This window comes from Pseudoclavibacter sp. JAI123, from assembly GCF_013409665.1.
Lineage (GTDB): Bacteria > Actinomycetota > Actinomycetes > Actinomycetales > Microbacteriaceae > Pseudoclavibacter.
In genome coordinates, this window is sequence record NZ_JACCCM010000001.1 from 32,216 (window position 1) to 49,681 (window position 17,466).

A 17,466-nucleotide genomic window follows, 5' to 3' on the forward strand; every position below is an offset into this window, starting at 1 on the left:
GTCACACCCTCTCTGTCACGGTTCCGCCGACAGCGGCGGCGATCTGCTCGGCCAAGGCTCGGCCGCGCTGCGGCTCGCTCCTCGGCACGGTCACGTCTGTCCACAACCCGAACGCTGTGGGCGGATGCGCGATGCCCGCGACCGCACTCGTCGGGTCGACGATCGGCTGGCTCTCGAACACCGTCAGCAGGGAGGCTCCCGCCCCGTCGACCGCGTGGCGCACGGCGCCGTCCTCGAAGGAGACGAGCTGCCCCTCCGGGTGGGTTTCGGCGATGGCGCGGGCGATGGCCTCGTCGCTCGGTGCGACCTCGCTCAGCAGGACCAGTTCGATGGGCACGGTCAGCTCCTTCCGACGTTCGCGTCACCGGTGGCGAACTCCACGGCGAGGGCGGATGCGAGGCGCTCCTGGTCGAGGTCCGTCGCGAACGCGCGCAGCTGGTACCAGAGCGGGTCGGCGCCGGAGAGCCGGACGATGAGGGCCGGGGCGCGGCGGAGTCCGACGGTGGTGACGTCGTGCTGCTTGGCCAGCGCGTCCACGTCGATCGCCAGGTCGCGCACCGCGCGCGCACCGAGCAGCACGGCGAGCGGCTGTTCGGGGCGGCGCACGCCGGGCAGGCGCCCGAACGAGCCACCCCGCTCTTCGACTTCGCCGCACGAGAGCAGGGCGACGTTGACGCGGCTCGTCTCGGCGAGCTCGCGCAGCGTGTCGATGACGCGCGGGTGCGCGGCGAGGGAACCGCGGGGGTCGCGGGCCAGCGCCGTGAGCTCGGCGCCGCGGATGGGCATGGCGCCTCGCACGTGCTCGAGGATCCCCGACTTCGTGCGCGAGACCGCGAAGCTGACGGCCGAGCCGTCGCCGCCCGCCGCGTAGTGGCGTTCGGTGACGGGCATCTGCCGGCGCATGGACTCGGTGACAGCGGTGTGCGACCAGCGCTGCGCGAGCGGCTCGACGAGGCCCCAGCGCTCGAGTGCGCCCCCGCCCAGGCCCGCTACGAGGAGGTCGGCCGTGCCGCCGATGAGCGTGCGGTCGTCCGCGCGGTCGCGCACGTACACGTCGAAGACGAACGACGGCGTCGTCTGCTCGCGCAGGCGCGACAGCGTCGGGTGCGGTTCGGTCTCTGCGTCGGGCTTCGGCGCCCAGAAGTCGCCGAAGCTGCGGATGCGCGTCCCCCGGAACGCGTCGAACATCGCGCCGCCATGCGACACGGCCCAGTACCCGCCTGCCGCCTGGAAGGCATCCGCCACGAAGCTCGACACGTGCGCCTGGTCGGTCGTCACGAGGATCGGGCGGAGGCGCGAGAACTGCGCGTCGATGAGGAACCGCTGCAGCGGCCTCGAGAGCGTGACCCGCTCAGCGGATGCCCAGTAGACGGTGTAGCCGCCGCCCGCGCCATCAGGGCCGCGCTCGTCGGAGAGCGGGTCGATGAACGCGGTCACGAAGTCGCCTCCTGGGAGACGAGGGCACGACGACGAATGTGAGGCACGGGAATCCTCCGGGGAGTTCTCGGATGAATCGCCAGCGTAACCACGCATCCCGCGTCACGCGATGGGTACTTCTCCCCTGTCTCCGTGTCCCCCGAACACTCGTGCCCGCGGCCTACCTCGTGCCCGCGGCCTACGGAACCCGGTGCGTCCACTCCCTCGACGCGAACTTCGACTGCGCCAGCTCGCGGGCCCGCGCCATCTCTTCGTCCGACACCTCGCCTGGCGTGCCGCCGTAATGGTCGACGAACGTCTTCTTGAAGTGATCGATGATCGCCGAGCGCTCCATGCCCGTCTGCGACCGCAGGGGGCTCACGCGCTTGTTTGCGGACTGCGTGCCCTTGTCGCTCAGCTTCTCGCGGCCGATGCGAAGCACCTCCGTCATGCGGTCGCCGTCGATGTCGTAGCTGAGCGTCGCGTGGTGCAGCACCGCCCCCGAGCCGAGGCGCTTCTGCGCGGCCCCGCCGATCTTGCCAGACGGGCTCGCGATGTCGTTGAGCGGCTCGTACCGCGCGTTGATGCCGAGCCCGTGCAGCGCATCCAGTACCCACGAGTCGAGGAACGCGTACGACTCCGCGAACGACATGCCGTGCACGAGGTCGCTCGGCACGTACAGCGAGTACGTCACCACCGAACCGGCCTCCATGAACATCGCGCCGCCACCCGTGATGCGCCGCACGAGCTGCACCCCGTACTTGTCGAGGTTCTCCTGGTCGACCTCGTTCTTCACCGACTGGAACGAGCCGAGCACCACGGCCGTCTCGTCCCACTCCCAAAGGCGCAGCGTCGCGGGGCGGCGTCCAGCGCCGACCTCCTCGGTCAGCACCTGGTCGAGCGCGACGTGCTCGCGAGGCGTCAGGGGGCCGGGATGCAGGATCTGCCAGTCGTACGCGCGCCAGTCGCGGGCGCCGAGCACGGCCCGGCGGACCACCACGCCGACCGCCTCCGGCGTGACGCCGAGCAGCTGCGCATCCTCCCGAAGCCCATCGCGCACGGCGCCCGTGATCTCCTCAGCGCTCGCATCCGCCGGCAGCCCGGTCAGCGCGCCGTTGATGTCGTCGAGCGCCTCATCGGGCTCGAGGAAAAAATCACCGGCGAGGTGCGCGTCGACGATCCGGCCGCCCTCCACCTCGAGGTCAACTGTGACGAGCTTCCCGCCAGGAACCTTGTACTCACCGTGCATGAAAGCACTCTACGCGCGACGACTACACGGGCAGCGGGATGCGCGTATCCAGCCACGCGACGATGTCGGCGATGACCTCGTCGCGGTTCAGCTCGTTGAGCAGCTCGTGCCGCGCCTCCGGGTAGATCTTGAGGGTCACGTCGCTGAGCTTCGAGCGCTTCCGGTACAGCCGCGCGAGGGCACGGGGCCCACGCTCGCCGTAGCCGACCGAGTCCTCCGAGCCGGCGAGGATCAGCACGGGCACGTCGTCGAGCTTCCCGGAGACGGCGCGCGGTGGGACGTGGATGAGCTGAAGCGCGCCTCGAGTGGACCACACGGGCGTCTTCGCGATGTCGAAGCACAGCTCGTCGTACGCGAACGCGCGCCGCGCCTCCGGGTTGCGGCTCAGCCACATGAGGCCGGTCTCGTCGGGCTCGAACCGCCTGTTGAGGTTGCCCGGGTTCGTGAAGCCGGGCAGCGCGAGGGCGGTGCCGGTCAGGATGCACGCCGAGAAGAACGCCGAATCGCGCACCAGGAGCTGCTGCGCGAGCAACGAGCCCCACGAGTGCCCCTGCAGGATCAGCGGGAGCTGCGGGTAGCGGTCCCGAACCCAGGCGGAGATGTCCTCGAGCGCCTCGAGCGCGGCCCGATTCTCGGTCGCCGGCAGCGCTGAGAGCCCAAGAGAGCCGAGGCCCGTCTGCCCGTGCCCGAGCTGGTCGTGCGCGACGACCGCGTAACCCGCAGCTACCAGGTCGCGCGCATACGCGTCGTAGCGCTTCGCGTGCTCACCCGAGCCGTGCGACAGGTGGACCACGCCGCGCGGCGACACGCAGGCCCACTCGTAGACGTGCACGTCCACGCCATGACCCGTCGGGACCACGAACGTCGCCGGCGCACCGGTCGGGTCGGGCTTCGGTGCAGCCGGACCGCGCGCATCCGCACGCCCCTGCGAGCCGCCGTGCGAACCGCCGGCAGATCCGCCCTGGGGGCCGGTGCCCGAGCCCGGCATGACTAGGCCTCCCGCGTGATGTCGACCTTCACGAACAGCTGCGAGGAGAACGGTCCCGCGTACACGCCGCGCAGCGGAGGCACGTCGTTGTAGTCGCGGCCGCGGCCGACGAGCACGTGGCGCTCGCCGATCGGGATGTCGTTCGTCGGGTCCCAGCCGCGCCACTCGCCGTCCCAGTACTCGATCCACGCGTGCGACTCGCCGCTGACGGTCTCGCCGATCTCGGCGTTCGGCCGGGGGTGCAGGTAGCCGGAGACGTAGATCGCGGGGATGCCGGCAGCTCGAAGCGCTCCGAGCGCGATGTGCGAGATGTCCTGGCAGACGCCGCGCTTGTGCTCCCACGCCTCGGCGGCCGTCGTGCGGACGCCCGTCACTCCGCCCTCGTAGGCGACGGCCTCGTAGACGAGGTGCAGGATCTCCATCGCCGTGGATGCCGGTCCGGTGTTCGCGCCCTTGACCTCAGCCGCGAGCGCCTTGACATCCTCCGGCGGCATCGTCAGGCGCGTCTGCGCCGTCTGCTCGACGAGCTCGACGCTGCGGAGCCGCTCGCGCGCGAGCTCATCCCAGCTCAGCGACAGCTGCCCGGCCTCGGGACGCTGCCGCACCTCGACGAGGCTCGACGCCGTCAGCGACAGCTCCGAGTGCGGGTTCAGCACCTCGAACGCCGTCACCTTCGTACCCCAGTAGTCGGAGTAGTTGTGCGTCGACGAGTGCGGCGTGACATCGAGGTGCCCGAACAGCACGAACTGGCCGTTGTTGGCCATCGGCAGCATGCGGGCCTCGTTGTACGAGGTCGTGACGTCGCCCTCGTACCGGAAGCCGGTGGAGTGGCGGATGCGGATGCGGCTCATGAGTTGTCTCCCACCCAGCTCGGGGCTGTGATCGACGGGAAGTAGCGCTGGCGGATGGCCTCGGAGGCCCGAGACACCGCGTCCTGCACGCCATCCATGTAGCGGGGCAGGTCGGCCAGGGTGTCGTGGATGGGCCGGTACTCGAGGTCGGACGAGATCTGGCCGAGCAGGCGCTGTGCCTGGTCGGTGACTCCGACGCGGCCGCCGCGCTCGTGGCGGGGCTGGATGTCGTAGAGGCAGGAGAGCGCCGTCGACACCGAGTACTGGATCGACCGTGGGAAGAGACGGTCGAGGAGCAGGAACTCCGCCGCGTTCGCCGCGGAGGGCATGCCGTGATAGGTGCGCAGGTACGACTCATACGCGCCGCACGAGCGGAGGATCGTCGTCCAGGAAGCGCCGGACGCCTCCGTGAGCGAACGCGTCGCGAGCAGGCGTGCCGTCATGTCGGCGCGCTCGAGCGAGCGGCCGAGCATCATGAACTGGTACGCGTCGTCGCGGCTCGCCGCCGAGTTGACGACACCCACCGCGAGCGCCGAGCGCTCGCGAACCCACGCGAACAGGTCGTGCACCTTCTCCTGGCGCACGCTGAACGGCATGCGCGAGTAGGTGGCGTTGAGGCACTCCCACAGCTCCGTCGACACGATCTCACGGGCGCGGCGAGCGTTCTCGCGGGCCGCGTTCACCGAGTAGGCGATCGAGGCGGGCTGCGAGCGGTCGACGGCCATGAGGTTCAGCACGTCAGAGCGGGTCAGCTCGGCATCCGGCTGCACATCCGCAGCGCCCATGACGCTCAGGAGCGAGCGGCAGGCCGTAGCCTCGTCGACCCACGGGTCCTCGAGCAGCAGCTGCAGGTGCACGTCCAGGATGCGCGCGGTGCCGTCGGCCCGCTCGACATAGCGGCCGATCCAGAAGAGCGACTCGGCGATACGGCTCAGCATGCGTCCGTTCCCTTCTGGTTCGTGTCGGCAGGCCCAGCCGCGACGGGCGCTTCCGAGCGCGCCTGCTGCTGTTGCTGGATCTGCTCTGACTGAGCGTGCGAATGCGACTGAGCCTGGGAGGCCCGCCCCTGCGTCTGCTGCTGCGTCTGCTGCTGGTCGCCGCGCTTGGGGGCGTCCTGCGGCATGTGGTCCTGGCGGTGCGGGATGACGCGAAGCACACCCGTCACGGGGTGCGGCGTCTCCGACATGTCGGCCTGGTCGTCGAGCAGCTCCTCGACGCCGTGAGGCTGGGGCTTGGAGAAGCTGCGCTCGGCGCCGACCACCCACGTGTCCTTGGAGCCGCCGCCCTGGCTCGAGTTCACGACGAGCTGCCCCTCCGGCAGCGCGACGCGGGTGAGGCCGCCGGGCAGCACCCACACGTCGTGGCCGTCGTTGATGGCGAACGGGCGCAGGTCGGCGTGACGCGGCCGCATCCCGTCTTCCACGAGCGTCGGGATGGTCGAGAGCTGCACCACGGGCTGCGCGATCCAGCCGCGCGGATCGGCGAGCAAGCGCACGCGCATCTCGTCGAGCTCCTGCTTGCTGGCGCTCGGGCCGATCATGAGGCCCTTGCCGCCCGAGCCGTCGACCGGTTTCACGACGAGCTCGTCGAGGCGATCGAGCACCTCCTCGAGCGCGTCCGGCTCCTCCAGACGCCACGTGTCGACGTTCGGCAGGATCGCCTCCTCCGACAGGTAGTAGCGGATGAGGTCGGGCATGTACGTGTAGACGAGCTTGTCGTCGGCGACGCCGTTGCCGACCGCGTTCGCGATCGTCACGTTGCCGAGCCGCGCCGCCATCATGAGGCCGGGCGAGCCGAGCATCGAGTCGCGGCGGAACTGGAGCGGGTCGAGGTAGTCGTCGTCGACGCGGCGGTAGATGACGTCCACGCGCTGGGGGCCGGCCGTCGTGCGCATCCACACCCTGCCGCCGGAGCAGAACAGGTCGCGGCCCTCGACGAGCTCGACGCCCATGAGGCGGGCGAGCAGCGTGTGCTCGAAGTACGCGGAGTTGTAGACGCCGGGCGTGAGGACGACCACGGTCGGGTCCTCGATGCCGTCCGGCGCGGATGCACGCAGCGCGCCGAGCAGGCGGTTCGGGTAGTCGCCGACAGGGCGGACGCGCATGCGGGAGAAGAGCTCCGGGAGCGTCTGCGCCATGGCGCGGCGGTTCGAGATGACGTACGAGACGCCCGACGGGACACGCACGTTGTCTTCCAGCACGCGCATTTCGCCGTGCTCATCCCGGATCAGGTCGATGCCCGAGACGTGGATGCGCACCCCGTTCGCCGTGCGGATGCCCTTCGCAACGCGGTGGTAGTGCACCGAGGAGGCGATGAGGCTCGCCGGGATCACGCCGTCGGCGATGGCCCGCTGGTCGCCGTACACGTCGTCAAGGAACGCCTCGAGCGCGCGCACGCGCTGCTTGATGCCGGCTTCCGTCTTCTGCCACTCGGCGCGCTCGATGACGCGGGGGACCACGTCGAGCGGGAACGGACGCTCCTCGCCGGCGAAGTCGAACGTGACGCCCTGCGCGAGGTACGAGTCGGCGAGCGAATCGGAGCGGTGCCGGATCTGCTCCTGCGTCATCCCCGAGAGGACGTCGTAGAGATCTCGGTACGTGCGCCGCGGATCCAGCTCGCCCTCGGGCGCCTCCCCCATGAACATCTCGTCGAATGGCGGCGACAGCGCCGCTTGGGATTGCCTGGTCAGAGCCTGGCTGTAGCCGTCGAAGAGGTCACCCATGTCCCGAGACTAGTGGACGGAATGTGACGCCCTTGTTTCGCGGACGATCCTCCTGGACGGCACGCCCGAGGTCCCGCAAAATTTCCCGTCAATTGGGAGGCTGCCGGGGTGGCGCGCGGCCAACTTGCGTGATCGATCCGGCCGAAACGGCCCCCGAGAGGCGGCGCAGCGGGCAGCCATCCCGGGAGTCGGCCAGGCGGGGCCTACTCGGCGAAGACCTTGCCAGGGTTGAGCAGCCCCTGCGGGTCGAAGAGACGCTTGATGCCGCGCTGCAGCTCGTACTGGCGCTCGCCGAGCTCCTCACCCAGCCACTGGCGCTTGAGGAGACCGACCCCGTGCTCCCCCGTGAGCGTGCCTCCGATCGAGATGGCGTACGTGAAGAGCTCGTCGGCCGCATCCCACACCGCCTGCGGGACGACAGCCTCCGCCCGGTCGTAGATGAACGTCGGATGCAGGTTGCCGTCGCCGGCGTGCGCGACCGTGACGATCGTCGTGCCGGTGCGCGCCGCGACCTCGTCGATCTTCGCGAACATGTCCGGCAGCCGGTCGCGGGGCACGGACACGTCCTCGACCAGCACCTTCCCGAGCGCCTCCTTCGCCGCATACGCCTGGCGCCGCACATCCACGAGCGTCAGCGCCGACTGCGCATCCGTGGTCATCTCGACCGTGCCGCCGTTGGCTCGCAGCACCTCGACGATGCCCTCGGCCTCGGCGACCGCGTTCGCGCCGTCGGTCTGGATCAGCAGGTACGAGTCACCGTGCGAGGCGAGATCGACACCCGTGTAGGCGGACACGGCGGCCAGCACGCCCCTGTCCATGAGCTCCATGATGGCCGGCTGGATGCCGGACGCGGTGACGGCGGCGGATGCACGAGCCGCGCTCCCCACGTCGGTGAAGTACGCGCCGATCGTCGGCACGACCCCGGGCACGAGCGGACGCAGCTTGAGCGTGCACTCGACGATCACGCCGAGCGTGCCCTCCGAACCGACCATGAGCGCGCACAGATCGAGGCCCGTGACGCCCTTGACCGTTCGGTGGCCGACCTCGATGACCGAGCCGTCGATGAGCACGACCTTGAGCCCGAGCACGGCCTCCCGCGTCACCCCGTACTTCGCGCACAGCAGGCCACCCGCGTTCGTCGCGATGTTGCCGCCCACCGTCGAGATGTGCTTGGAAGCCGGGTCGGGCGCCCACCAGAAGCCGTGCCCCTCGAGCTGCTCGTTGAGCGCGCCGTTCAGGATGCCCGGCTGCACGACCGCAAGCTGGTTGGCGGGCGAGACCTCGAGGATCCGGTTCATGCGCAGGGTCGAGAGCACGATCTCCCCCTCGCCGCCAGCCCCACCTCCCGCGAGGCCCGTGCCGGCTCCGCGCGTGACGATGGGGACGCCGAGCTCGCTCGCGATGCGGCACGCCGCCTGCACATCCTCAACCGACTCCGCCTCGACCAGCGCGAGCGGGACTCCGGCCGCGACCACGCCGGAGCGGTCGACGCGCAGAAGCTCAAGCGCCGCCAGGTCAGTCACCACTCGGCCAGGCAGCTCGCGGGACAAGGCCTCCAAGGCTCGCGCAGGGTCAGGCGTTCGCGGGGAGTCGGGGGTTCCGTCGGCGTCGACAGTCATGCGTTCGATCGTAGGCGACCGGCATGGAGGACACCCGTATCCGCTCGCTCAGTCCTTTGATGAGCGAGGTCGTGGCGACCCTCCCACGCGCGGTCTGCCGCCGCGTGCGGGATTTCTCCGACTGTGATGGGTTCTACGGATGCGCGTGCGGGGTTTCTCCGACCGATGATGGGCAAAAACCCATCACGCTCGCAAAAAGTCCGCACGGTCCTCGGATGGACGCGCTCGGCACATCCCAGCTGATCGGCGTGCCCTCATCACACGAAGCGCTGCCTCGGCGCGGCTTCTGCGACATCCGCCCCACACCTGACCAACATCAGTGCGAAATCCTCGACTGAAACCTTCCAACCGCGATTTCAGCTCGAAATCGCACTGATGTTGGACAGCGCTCCCGGGACACCTGAGCGCATCACCCGCGGGACTTGATGGGGCCCTGCGTGATGGGCGCGTCCGGGTCGATGGTCTGCTCGTACGGGAACAGCTGCTGCATGCGCGGGTCGGGGTGCCCGTTCCGGTGCGCGGTGATGGAGATCGCCTGCTCGCGGAGGAACGGGAGCGCCTCGATGCGGCCGGCGGGCGTGACCGCGTCCGACCAGATGGAGATGTCCGGGTCGCCTTGGAGGGCGTCGCAGAACTCTCGCCGCCTGCCGCCGATGAGGCGCACGCGCAGCGTCTCGATGCCACCGGTGCGGGCGCGCTCGGCGAACTCGGCGTCGGTCTCGCGCTGCACGGTCAGGCCCTGCGCGTGCAGCTCTGCGAGCACCGCATCCGGCACCTCGATGCCCGACGTGATGACGGGCTTCGAGCGCACGATGCGGGCGGCGACGATGACGCGGATGAGGTCGGCGAGCGTCGCGTCCTCGGCCGCGCGGATCGTGGCGCGCGCCGGGATGTATCGCATGAGGTTGCGCTCGAACTTCAGGTTCGAGACGTCGGAGACCTCGCCGAACTCCTCGTTGAACGCGATCTGGTCGCTGAGGGAGGCGCGGCGGAGGCGGTCGAAGGTCTCGTAGTCCATGAACGGGGCCGCCGACTCGATGAGGGCCGTCGCCTGCTCATCGATGCCGCGCAGGTGGAGGGTCTGGGACTGCTCGCCGTGGTTCGGGCGCCACGCGCCGAGGGAGAGCAGCGAGTTGGGGCCCCCGAACTTGGTGGCCGTGCCGACCATGGAGCGGAGCCAGCCGCCGAACGGCTGACGCTGGGGCGTGTTGCCGAGGATGTCGCGGTTCACGTACAGGTTGCCGGCCTCGACCCGGCGCAGCCATTCGGCGATCTCGGTGCGGTCGAGCGAGTGGATGCCCGCCGTCAGCCCGTACTGGGTCGAGTTCTGCAGGCGGATGGCCTCATCCAGGGTGTGCGTGTGCATGACGCTCAGCACGGGGCCGAAGAACTCGGTGACGTGCTGATAGCTGCCCGGCTTGACGCCGACGCGGATGCCGGGCGACCAGAGTCGGCCGGTGTCGTCGAGCTGCCGCGGCTCGACGAGCCACGATTCGCCCTCGCCGAGGGACGTGAGCGCGAAGCGCAGCTGCGAGTCGGGCGGGGAGACGAGGGGCCCGACGACGGCGCCGGGGTCGCTCGGGTAGCCGATGCGCAGCGACGCGACGGCGTCGGCGAGCTGCTCATGGAAGCGCTTCGAGCGGGCCACGGAGCCGACGAGGATGACCGTGCCGGCGTGGCCGGGCCGCTGCCCCGCGCTGAGGAACGCGCTGCGCGCGACATCGAGGGCGGCCCGGTCGAGGTCGGCGCTCGGCGTGATGATCATGGAGTTCTTGCCGCTTGTCGCCGCGATGAGCGGCAGGTCGGGGCGCCAGCGCAGGAACGAGCGCGCCGTCTCCCAGTTGCCGCTGAGCAGCACCCGCTGCACGCGGTCGTCGGTGATGAGCATCTGTCCGAGCTGCTCGTCCGAGAGGAGGCTCTCGTCGCAGATCGCGAGCTGCACGAGGTCGCGTGGGATGTCCGCATCCCACAGCACCTCGGCGAAGACGGCCGCCGTGCGGCGCGTGCGAGGCGATGGCTTCAGGACAACCGCGCTGCCGGCCGCGAGCGCCTGCGCCGTGTGCCCCGCGCTGCCTGCGACGGCGGGCACCCAGGACGGCGTGACGACGGTCACGGCGACGGGTTCGAAGTCGGCGCCCTGCATGCGGTCGAGCTGGCGGGCGAGATGCGCGTAGTAGTTGGCGAGGTCGATGCAGCGGCTCACGTCGGCATCGACGTCGGGGAGTGGGGTCCCCGTCTCTGAGACGGCCACCTCGATGAGACGCGCTCGGTTCGCTTCGAGCGCCTTCGCCACCTTCTCGAGCACGGCTGCCCGCTCCCAGCCCGGCTTCTGGGCCCAGGGTTCGGCTGCGCGCTCTGCGCGCGAGAGCAGCGCATCCACGTCGCCAGGCTCGTGCAGCAGGTGCCGCTCGACCTCGTCGATGCCGAGCTCGCTGCGAGGCACTCGACGCTGGATGGAGAGGAGCCAGTCGCGGTTGCTGGCAAGCGACGGGTCGGTGCCGGGCGAGTTGCGGAACGTGTTGCGCAGCAGTCGGCCGCGCTTCAGCCCGAGCACGACTTCGGTGAGGCGAGGGCTGGGGCCCGTGTCAGCCGGGTTCTCGGTGACTTCTTCGTCGTCGTCGATGACGGGCTTCGAGGCCGGCTTCAGCTTCTTCACGCGCGCCGGCCGTTCGGCCGCGGGCTCCTCGTCCTCGAAGAGGCCATCTGGGAACAGCTCGAGCTGGATGCTCGCCGTCACGGTGGCGGCGTCGTCGGCGAGCACGCGGTCCTGTTCGCGGTTCGGGCCTGAGTCGATCTGCCGCATCCGGGCAGTCGCGCTGAGGAGTCGCTCGTCATCGGGATGCACGGCGTCGGCACCCGCACCGGCCGTGACGGCGGCGGTCGCGGATGCTGCGTCGGCCGGCTCCGCGCCGAGCTGCCTGGCCCGCACGTCGACCCGGTGCTGCAGGTAGCTGGCCGCGTGGCGCTGCGTGGTTCCGTCGACGACTGGGGTGCGCTCGACGAGTTCGACACCGGCCGAGCGGATGCGAGCGAGGGTCGCGTCGTCTGCCGAGCGAGGAACGACGACCCTCACCGGCTTCGGCAGCCCTCGTGCGTTCGCGATCGCGGCGGCGAGTGCCACGTCGCGGCGCGCATCCGCTTCGACCTCGACCCGGAACGCTGCGACGTGGTCGATCGCGAGCGCCTCGTCGAGGAGGCGCGCGAAGTTGGCGTCGACGTCGGCGTCCGACGCGTAGGTTGCGAGGCGCCAGCCGTTGATGACGGCGTCGGCGCGCTCGAGGTCGTGGTTCGCGTCTCGCGTGATGGCGACCGTGATGTCGGAGCCGAGGTCCTCGCGGCGCATGTGCGCCCATCCGCCGATGCGGCGGAGCAGGCCGGGCGTCTCGGGGAACTGGGCGGGCAGGGAGATGCCCACGTGCAGGCCGCGCAGCTCCTCCTGCTCGAAGGCGCGCATGAACGCCTGCACGGTCAGCTCGAGATCGGTCGACGACTGAGCTCGCAGCATGAGCAGCGGAGGCGTCGGCGCGGTGAGAGCCGCCCGGCCGAGCGCGGACAGCTTGAAGACGACGCGCTCGAGCGTTCCGTCGAAGTCCCAGAGGGCTGGCTGCGCTTCGATGTCGACGACACGAAGTTCGAGCTCGCGAATCTGGCCGGCTGCGAGGAGCTGCGTGTAGGTCTCGAGGCGCGCGTTCGAGGCGCGCTCGCCGAGCACCTCGTCGCCGAGCAGGCGGATGCGGGAGACGGCCCCTCGAGACGCGGCTCGTTCGACGGCGGCCGAGAGGTCGGCTGGTGCGTTCCGGACGGTGTCCTCTCCGAAGAACGCCGCTGTCGCCCGACGCATGAGCGGCACCGCGAGCCATGGGACTCCGGGGCCGGCGAAGGCACCGAGCTGGAACACGCGCTTCGTGCCGGTCGAGAGGCTCGCGGGGAGCTTCGGGGCGAGGTCGCCGAGGCCGTTGCCGGCCGCGATCGCGTCGTCCGGGCGGATGACCTCGTCGATGAGGGAGCGGAGGAACACCTCGCCGTCCGGCCCGCTGAGCACACGGTCGAGCTCGGAGGTCGTGTCGGCTCGCCGCTTCGCTCGAGTGCTCGAAGCGGCCTCGACCGCGGCGGCCCGCTTCGCGTCAGCGTCGGCCACCTGCTCGCGCCAGCCGCGGAGCAGGGCGAGCGCAGCCGGCAGCGCTTCGGAGACGGGGACGTCCCGCAGCTGCGTCACGACCGGCATGGCGGCGGTCGGCGGGGCCGCGTCGGCGGGCGGCCGAGCCGTCGCCTGACCGGGCTGGGTGCCCGTGGCCGGGCCCTGCGCTGCGACGCCGGCATGACCGGTGTCGCGGTCCCCCGTCGCCGTGCGGCCTTCCGCCCGGAGCGCCGCGACGATCGAGTCGTCGACGGCGACGGTCTGGTCTGGACGCGGTGCGGCGCCCCGTCCAGCGTCTCGATCGCCCGTCGCGGTTCGCCCCTCGGCACGGAGCGCGCTCACGATCGAGTCGTCGACGGCGACGGTCTCATTCGAGGAGGGCTGAGCGACCGCATCCGCTCCCCTGGGTTCGCGGGTCGTCTCCCCGTCTGCCGGCATCTCCCCGTCTGCCGGCGTCTCCACGTCGCCCGCGTTCGCATCCGCGTGGGCGTTGGTGACTGGCTCGCCGGGAGTCGAAGCGCCGGTGGCTGCAGCATGAGGGGCGGCAGCGCCATCGGCTGAGCCATCGCCGCCGGCTGCAGGGCCATCGGCTGCAGAGCCGTCAGCCGTCGCATCGGCGGGATCCTGAGTGGCGTCGCCATCATCCGCGCCACCGTCGCGCTTCGCGAGCACCTGCTTCACGAAATCTGCGCGCTGCACCCGCCTGGCGTCGACCTCCTCGAGTCCGCGCGCGCGTCGGTCGGTGCCACCGCGGCCGACCGCGCCGCCACCATCCTTCGAACTGGCACCGCCAGCCGATCCGCTCGGTGGAGGAGTCGCGCCGTCGTGCCGTGATCCTTCACTTGATTCCGACGGGATGCGCATGCGAACGAGCGTAACCAGCGCACCTTCAGCGCAACCCGAGCCGCGCCGCGACACGCCGCAGCGATCAGGCCAGCGCCCATACGATCAGAGGGTTGCTGATCTTCCCGAAAGGAAGCACCATGCCCGTGCAGAAGCAGTCGAAGGTCGCGATCGTGGGGGCTGGCAGCGTCGGCACCTCGCTTGCGTACGCGTGCCTCATCCGTGGCGTCGCCCGCGAGATCACCCTCTACGACATCGACACGAAGAAGGTCGAAGCGGAGGTGCTCGACCTCGCGCACGGCACCCAGTTCACGGGTTCGAGCGTCATGACCGGCTCCAGCGACATCACGACCGTCGCGGGAGCCGACGTCGTCATCATCACGGCGGGCGCCAAGCAGAAGCCCGGGCAGACGCGCCTCGACCTGGTCGGCGTGAACGTCGGCATCCTCGAGTCGCTCATGCCGCAGCTCGTGGAGCTCGCACCCAACGCCGTGTTCGTGCTCGTCACGAACCCGTGCGACGTGCTCACGGTCGTCGCCCAGCGCATCTCCGGCCTGCCGCCCGGCCGGGTCATCTCGTCGGGAACGGTGCTCGACACCTCCCGCCTGCGCTGGATCATCGCGAAGCTCGCGGGCGGTCTCGCGCCCACGAGCGTGCACGCCACCATCGTCGGCGAGCACGGTGACAGCGAGTTCGCGCTGTGGTCGCAGGCCACGATCGGCCCCATCCCCATCCTCGACTGGGAGCGCGACGGCGAACGCCCCTTCACCGAGGACACCCTCGAGAGCATCACCCACGATGTGCGGACGGCCGCGTACAAGGTCATCGAGGGCAAGGGCGCCACGAACTACGCGATCGGCCTGTCCGGCGCCCGCATCGCCGAGGCCATCGTCAACGACGAGCACGCCATCATGCCCGTCTCCACGCTGCTGCAGGGGCAGTGGGGCATCGACGACGTCGCCATCTCGACCCCCGTGATCGTGGGCGCCAACGGCGTCGAGCGCATCCTCGACACCCCCATGTCGCCGAGCGAGCTCGAGAAGTTCCTCGCGTCCGCCGAGGAGATCCGCTCCACGGTGCGCTCCGTCAGCTAAGCCCGCCAGCCCGGCGCCCGCACCCATCCACTGTTCCCGAGTGGACCGCGATGCCGCCGCGCGCGAGGGGCTTAGATAAGCGGATGCGCTCCATCGTCCGCCTGCCCCGTCGCGCCACGCAGCTCGTCATCGGCATCGTCCTCTACGGCCTCGCCATCGCGATGATCGTGCGGGGTGAGCTCGGCGTCTCCCCGTGGGATGTGCTGACGCTCGGCATCCAGGTGCAGTCGGGGCTGCCGTTCGGGCTCATCACGGTGCTCATCAGCGTCGTCGTGCTCCTCATCTGGATCCCCCTCCGGCAGCGGCCGGGGTTCGGGACGCTCTTCAATGCGCTCTTCGTCGGGCCCTGCGCCGACCTGGGGCTCTGGCTCATCCCCGAGGGCCTCGATCTCTGGTGGCGCATCCTCCTGCTGGCCGGGGGCATCCTCACCCTCGGGCTCGCGACGGGCCTCTACATCGGCGCGCTCTTCGGGCCGGGGCCGCGCGACGGGCTCATGACGGGCCTGCACCGCGTCACCGGCTGGCGCATCTGGATCGTGCGCACGAGCCTCGAGGTCATCGTGCTCGCCATCGGGTGGATGCTCGGCGGCGACGTCGGCATCGGCACCGTCGCGTTCGCCCTGCTGATCGGCCCCATCTGCGGCGTAACGATCCGCTGGTTCACGGTCGACATCGGCGGCGCCACCGAAGCGCAGACGACCGCGGAGCGGGACGCACGCGGCAGCGTCGAACCCAGCGACCCCGAGACCCTGCCAGGCGATTCCCCGGCGAGCTGACGGGATCACCCACGTCACTTATGAACACAAGGTGAACGGGACGTGTGACGCCCCCTACCCTTGCTCAGTACCGACCTCGAGGCGCCCAGCGCGCTCCTCCCTCATGTGCTGACTCTTCAGCGAACGCGCGACGCCCGGGGTTCCCTTCACCAGGAGAAACGTGATCCATGACGTCCCCAAGCGCTGACGGCCAGATTCCAGAGGGTGCCGCAGCACCCCACACCGAGGCCGTCTTCACGGAGAAGGGCCGCGACCTGAGCGAGCGTGGCCACCAGTCGCGCCGCGGCCCGGCCGTCGAGCAGGGCGAGGCCCTCGCCAACACGCTCAAGCCGCGCCACCTGTCGATGATCGCCCTCGGCGGCGTCATCGGCGCGGGCCTCCTCGTCGCCTCCAGCACCGCGATCCTCGCGGCCGGCCCCGCCGTCATCCTCGCCTACGCCCTCGCGGGCGTCGTCGTCGTGCTCGTCATGCGGATGCTCGGCGAGATGGCCTCCATCTCCCCTGAGACCGGATCGTTCTCGGCCTACGCGACGCGATTCATCGGGCCGTGGGCCGGCCTCTCCATCGGCTGGCTCTACTGGTGGTTCTGGGTGGTCGTCGTGGGCATCGAGGCCACGGCCGCCGCCGTCATCATCAGCGGCTGGCTGCCTGAGGTTCCCCAGTGGATCCCGGCGCTCATCATCACCCTCGTGTTCCTCATCGCGAACCTCATCAGCGTGAAGTCGTTCGGCGAGTTCGAGTTCTGGTTCGCGTCGATCAAGATCGTCTCCATCATCATCTTCATCATCGTCGGCGCGCTCCTCATCGCGCACGTCATCCCGAACAACACGGCCACGTTCGGGAACCTCGCGCCGGCCGACGGCGGCTTCGCCCCGTTCGGCGTCGCTGGCATCCTCGCCGCGCTCCTCCCCGTCATCTTCTCCATGTTCGGCGCCGAGGTCGCCACCATCGCGGCCGGCGAGTCCGAGCAGCCAGCCCAGGCGGTACGCAAGGCCGTGAACTCGGTCGTGTGGCGCATCCTGCTCTTCTACATCGGCTCGATCCTCGTGGTCCTCATCGTGCTGCCCTGGGACCAGATCACGGCAGGCGTGAGCCCGTTCGTCACGATGCTGAACGCCGCCGGAATCGGTTGGGCAGCCCTCGCGATGGACATCATCGTGCTCTCCGCGCTGCTCTCGACCCTCAACGCGTCGCTCTACACCGCGTCCCGCATGGCGTTCTCGCTGTCGCGTCGCGGCGAGGCGCCGAAGGCGTTCCGCAAGGTCTCGAAGCGCGGCACCCCGTACGTCGCGATCCTCGCATCCGCCGTCGTCGGCCTGCTCTCGGTCGTGCTCAACTACACGACCCCCGAGTACGTGTTCTCGTTCCTCGTGAACTCGACGGGCGCCGTCGCGATCTTCGTGTGGATCGTCATCGCCGTCTCCCAGCTGCGCTCGCGCCGCATCCTCGCGGAAGACGCCGTCGCCGCCGGCGAGGACCCGAACGCGATCACCAAGGGCGCCATCCGCATGTGGGGCTTCCCGTGGCTCACCTGGGTGGTCATCGTCGCGCTCTCCGCGCTGCTCATCTACATGTTCTTCGCGGGCGAGACGCGCCTCATCGAGGTCACGACGAGCTTCATCATCGCTGGCATCTCGATCGTCGCGGGCGTCTCCGTGCAGCGCAAGCAGAAGCGCGAGCGCGCGGCGGCGGCAGTGGCGCCTGCGTCGAGCTCGGCTTCGGGCCCGGCGTCAGCGGCCGCGTCGGAGTAGTTGCCCCACCGGCCCACGG

Annotated in this window: 13 protein-coding genes; 4 read left to right on the forward strand and 9 right to left on the reverse strand. The window is 70.3% G+C overall.

The genetic code is table 11. The features are described 5' to 3' along the window. Nucleotide 1 precedes the first annotated feature (1 nt). From HDC34_RS00155 to HDC34_RS00190, 8 genes are all read right to left on the reverse strand, one after another. On the reverse strand, nucleotides 2–337 hold the full coding sequence (locus HDC34_RS00155; RefSeq protein ID WP_179555388.1) for a hypothetical protein: 336 nt from the start codon (nucleotides 335–337) through the stop codon (nucleotides 2–4). 2 nt (nucleotides 338–339) lie between these two features. Next, on the reverse strand, nucleotides 340–1,437 hold the full coding sequence (locus HDC34_RS00160; protein ID WP_179555389.1) for a DUF6177 family protein: 1,098 nt from the start codon (nucleotides 1,435–1,437) through the stop codon (nucleotides 340–342). A gap of 178 nt (nucleotides 1,438–1,615) precedes the next feature. Continuing rightward, a complete protein-coding gene (locus HDC34_RS00165) occupies nucleotides 1,616–2,665 on the reverse strand; it encodes a lipoate--protein ligase family protein (protein WP_179555390.1) in 1,050 nt (349 codons plus the stop codon). Nucleotides 2,666–2,687: 22 nt separating this feature from the next. Then, nucleotides 2,688–3,653, reverse strand: a complete 966-nt coding sequence (locus HDC34_RS00170) for an alpha/beta fold hydrolase (RefSeq protein ID WP_179555391.1) — start codon at nucleotides 3,651–3,653, stop codon at nucleotides 2,688–2,690. 2 nt (nucleotides 3,654–3,655) lie between these two features. Then, complete coding sequence (locus HDC34_RS00175; RefSeq protein WP_104254567.1) at nucleotides 3,656–4,504, reverse strand: transglutaminase family protein; 849 nt, start codon at nucleotides 4,502–4,504, stop codon at nucleotides 3,656–3,658. Then, complete coding sequence (locus tag HDC34_RS00180) at nucleotides 4,501–5,442, reverse strand: alpha-E domain-containing protein (protein WP_068478330.1); 942 nt, start codon at nucleotides 5,440–5,442, stop codon at nucleotides 4,501–4,503. The genes HDC34_RS00175 and HDC34_RS00180 overlap by 4 nt, the downstream gene beginning before the upstream one ends. Beyond that, nucleotides 5,436–7,226, reverse strand: a complete 1,791-nt coding sequence (locus HDC34_RS00185; protein ID WP_104310912.1) for a circularly permuted type 2 ATP-grasp protein — start codon at nucleotides 7,224–7,226, stop codon at nucleotides 5,436–5,438. Before HDC34_RS00185 ends, HDC34_RS00180 begins: the two co-directional genes overlap by 7 nt. A gap of 203 nt (nucleotides 7,227–7,429) precedes the next feature. Then, the gene (locus HDC34_RS00190) at nucleotides 7,430–8,845 is read right to left on the reverse strand and encodes an FAD-binding oxidoreductase (protein ID WP_179555392.1); all 1,416 of its coding nucleotides are present in this window, start codon (nucleotides 8,843–8,845) and stop codon (nucleotides 7,430–7,432) included. 23 nt (nucleotides 8,846–8,868) lie between these two features. Between HDC34_RS00190 and HDC34_RS00195 the strand changes: the two genes are divergently transcribed. After that, nucleotides 8,869–9,183, forward strand: a complete 315-nt coding sequence (locus HDC34_RS00195) for a hypothetical protein (protein ID WP_179555393.1) — start codon at nucleotides 8,869–8,871, stop codon at nucleotides 9,181–9,183. A gap of 71 nt (nucleotides 9,184–9,254) precedes the next feature. Here the strand turns inward: HDC34_RS00195 and HDC34_RS00200 are convergent, their stop codons facing one another. Further along, nucleotides 9,255–13,847: a proline dehydrogenase family protein gene (locus HDC34_RS00200; protein ID WP_179555394.1), complete on the reverse strand. Its 4,593-nt coding sequence runs from the start codon at nucleotides 13,845–13,847 to the stop codon at nucleotides 9,255–9,257. Between the two features lie 119 nt (nucleotides 13,848–13,966). On the opposite strand from HDC34_RS00200, the gene HDC34_RS00205 reads away from it, so the two are divergent. From HDC34_RS00205 to HDC34_RS00215, 3 genes are all read left to right on the forward strand, one after another. Next, nucleotides 13,967–14,920, forward strand: a complete 954-nt coding sequence (locus HDC34_RS00205; protein WP_104310909.1) for an L-lactate dehydrogenase — start codon at nucleotides 13,967–13,969, stop codon at nucleotides 14,918–14,920. Nucleotides 14,921–15,003: 83 nt separating this feature from the next. Continuing rightward, a complete protein-coding gene (locus HDC34_RS00210; RefSeq protein ID WP_211891172.1) occupies nucleotides 15,004–15,696 on the forward strand; it encodes a YitT family protein in 693 nt (230 codons plus the stop codon). A 167-nt stretch (nucleotides 15,697–15,863) separates the two neighbouring features. Continuing rightward, nucleotides 15,864–17,447, forward strand: a complete 1,584-nt coding sequence (locus tag HDC34_RS00215; protein WP_179555395.1) for an amino acid permease — start codon at nucleotides 15,864–15,866, stop codon at nucleotides 17,445–17,447. Nucleotides 17,448–17,466 lie beyond the last annotated feature (19 nt).

Excerpts from the sequence above, each read along its gene's own strand:
- HDC34_RS00210 (WP_211891172.1), top strand. The coding sequence starts at position 15,004 with ATGCGCTCCATCGTCCGCCTGCCCCGTCGCGCCACGCAGCTCGTCATC.
- HDC34_RS00180 (WP_068478330.1), bottom strand. The coding sequence starts at position 5,442 with ATGCTGAGCCGTATCGCCGAGTCGCTCTTCTGGATCGGCCGCTATGTC.
- HDC34_RS00205 (WP_104310909.1), top strand. The coding sequence starts at position 13,967 with ATGCCCGTGCAGAAGCAGTCGAAGGTCGCGATCGTGGGGGCTGGCAGC.
- HDC34_RS00200 (WP_179555394.1), bottom strand. The coding sequence starts at position 13,847 with ATGCGCATCCCGTCGGAATCAAGTGAAGGATCACGGCACGACGGCGCG.
- HDC34_RS00170 (WP_179555391.1), bottom strand. The coding sequence starts at position 3,653 with ATGCCGGGCTCGGGCACCGGCCCCCAGGGCGGATCTGCCGGCGGTTCG.
- HDC34_RS00195 (WP_179555393.1), top strand. The coding sequence starts at position 8,869 with ATGGAGGACACCCGTATCCGCTCGCTCAGTCCTTTGATGAGCGAGGTC.
- HDC34_RS00165 (WP_179555390.1), bottom strand. The coding sequence starts at position 2,665 with ATGCACGGTGAGTACAAGGTTCCTGGCGGGAAGCTCGTCACAGTTGAC.
- HDC34_RS00175 (WP_104254567.1), bottom strand. The coding sequence starts at position 4,504 with ATGAGCCGCATCCGCATCCGCCACTCCACCGGCTTCCGGTACGAGGGC.
- HDC34_RS00190 (WP_179555392.1), bottom strand. The coding sequence starts at position 8,845 with ATGACTGTCGACGCCGACGGAACCCCCGACTCCCCGCGAACGCCTGAC.
- HDC34_RS00185 (WP_104310912.1), bottom strand. The coding sequence starts at position 7,226 with ATGGGTGACCTCTTCGACGGCTACAGCCAGGCTCTGACCAGGCAATCC.
- HDC34_RS00215 (WP_179555395.1), top strand. The coding sequence starts at position 15,864 with ATGACGTCCCCAAGCGCTGACGGCCAGATTCCAGAGGGTGCCGCAGCA.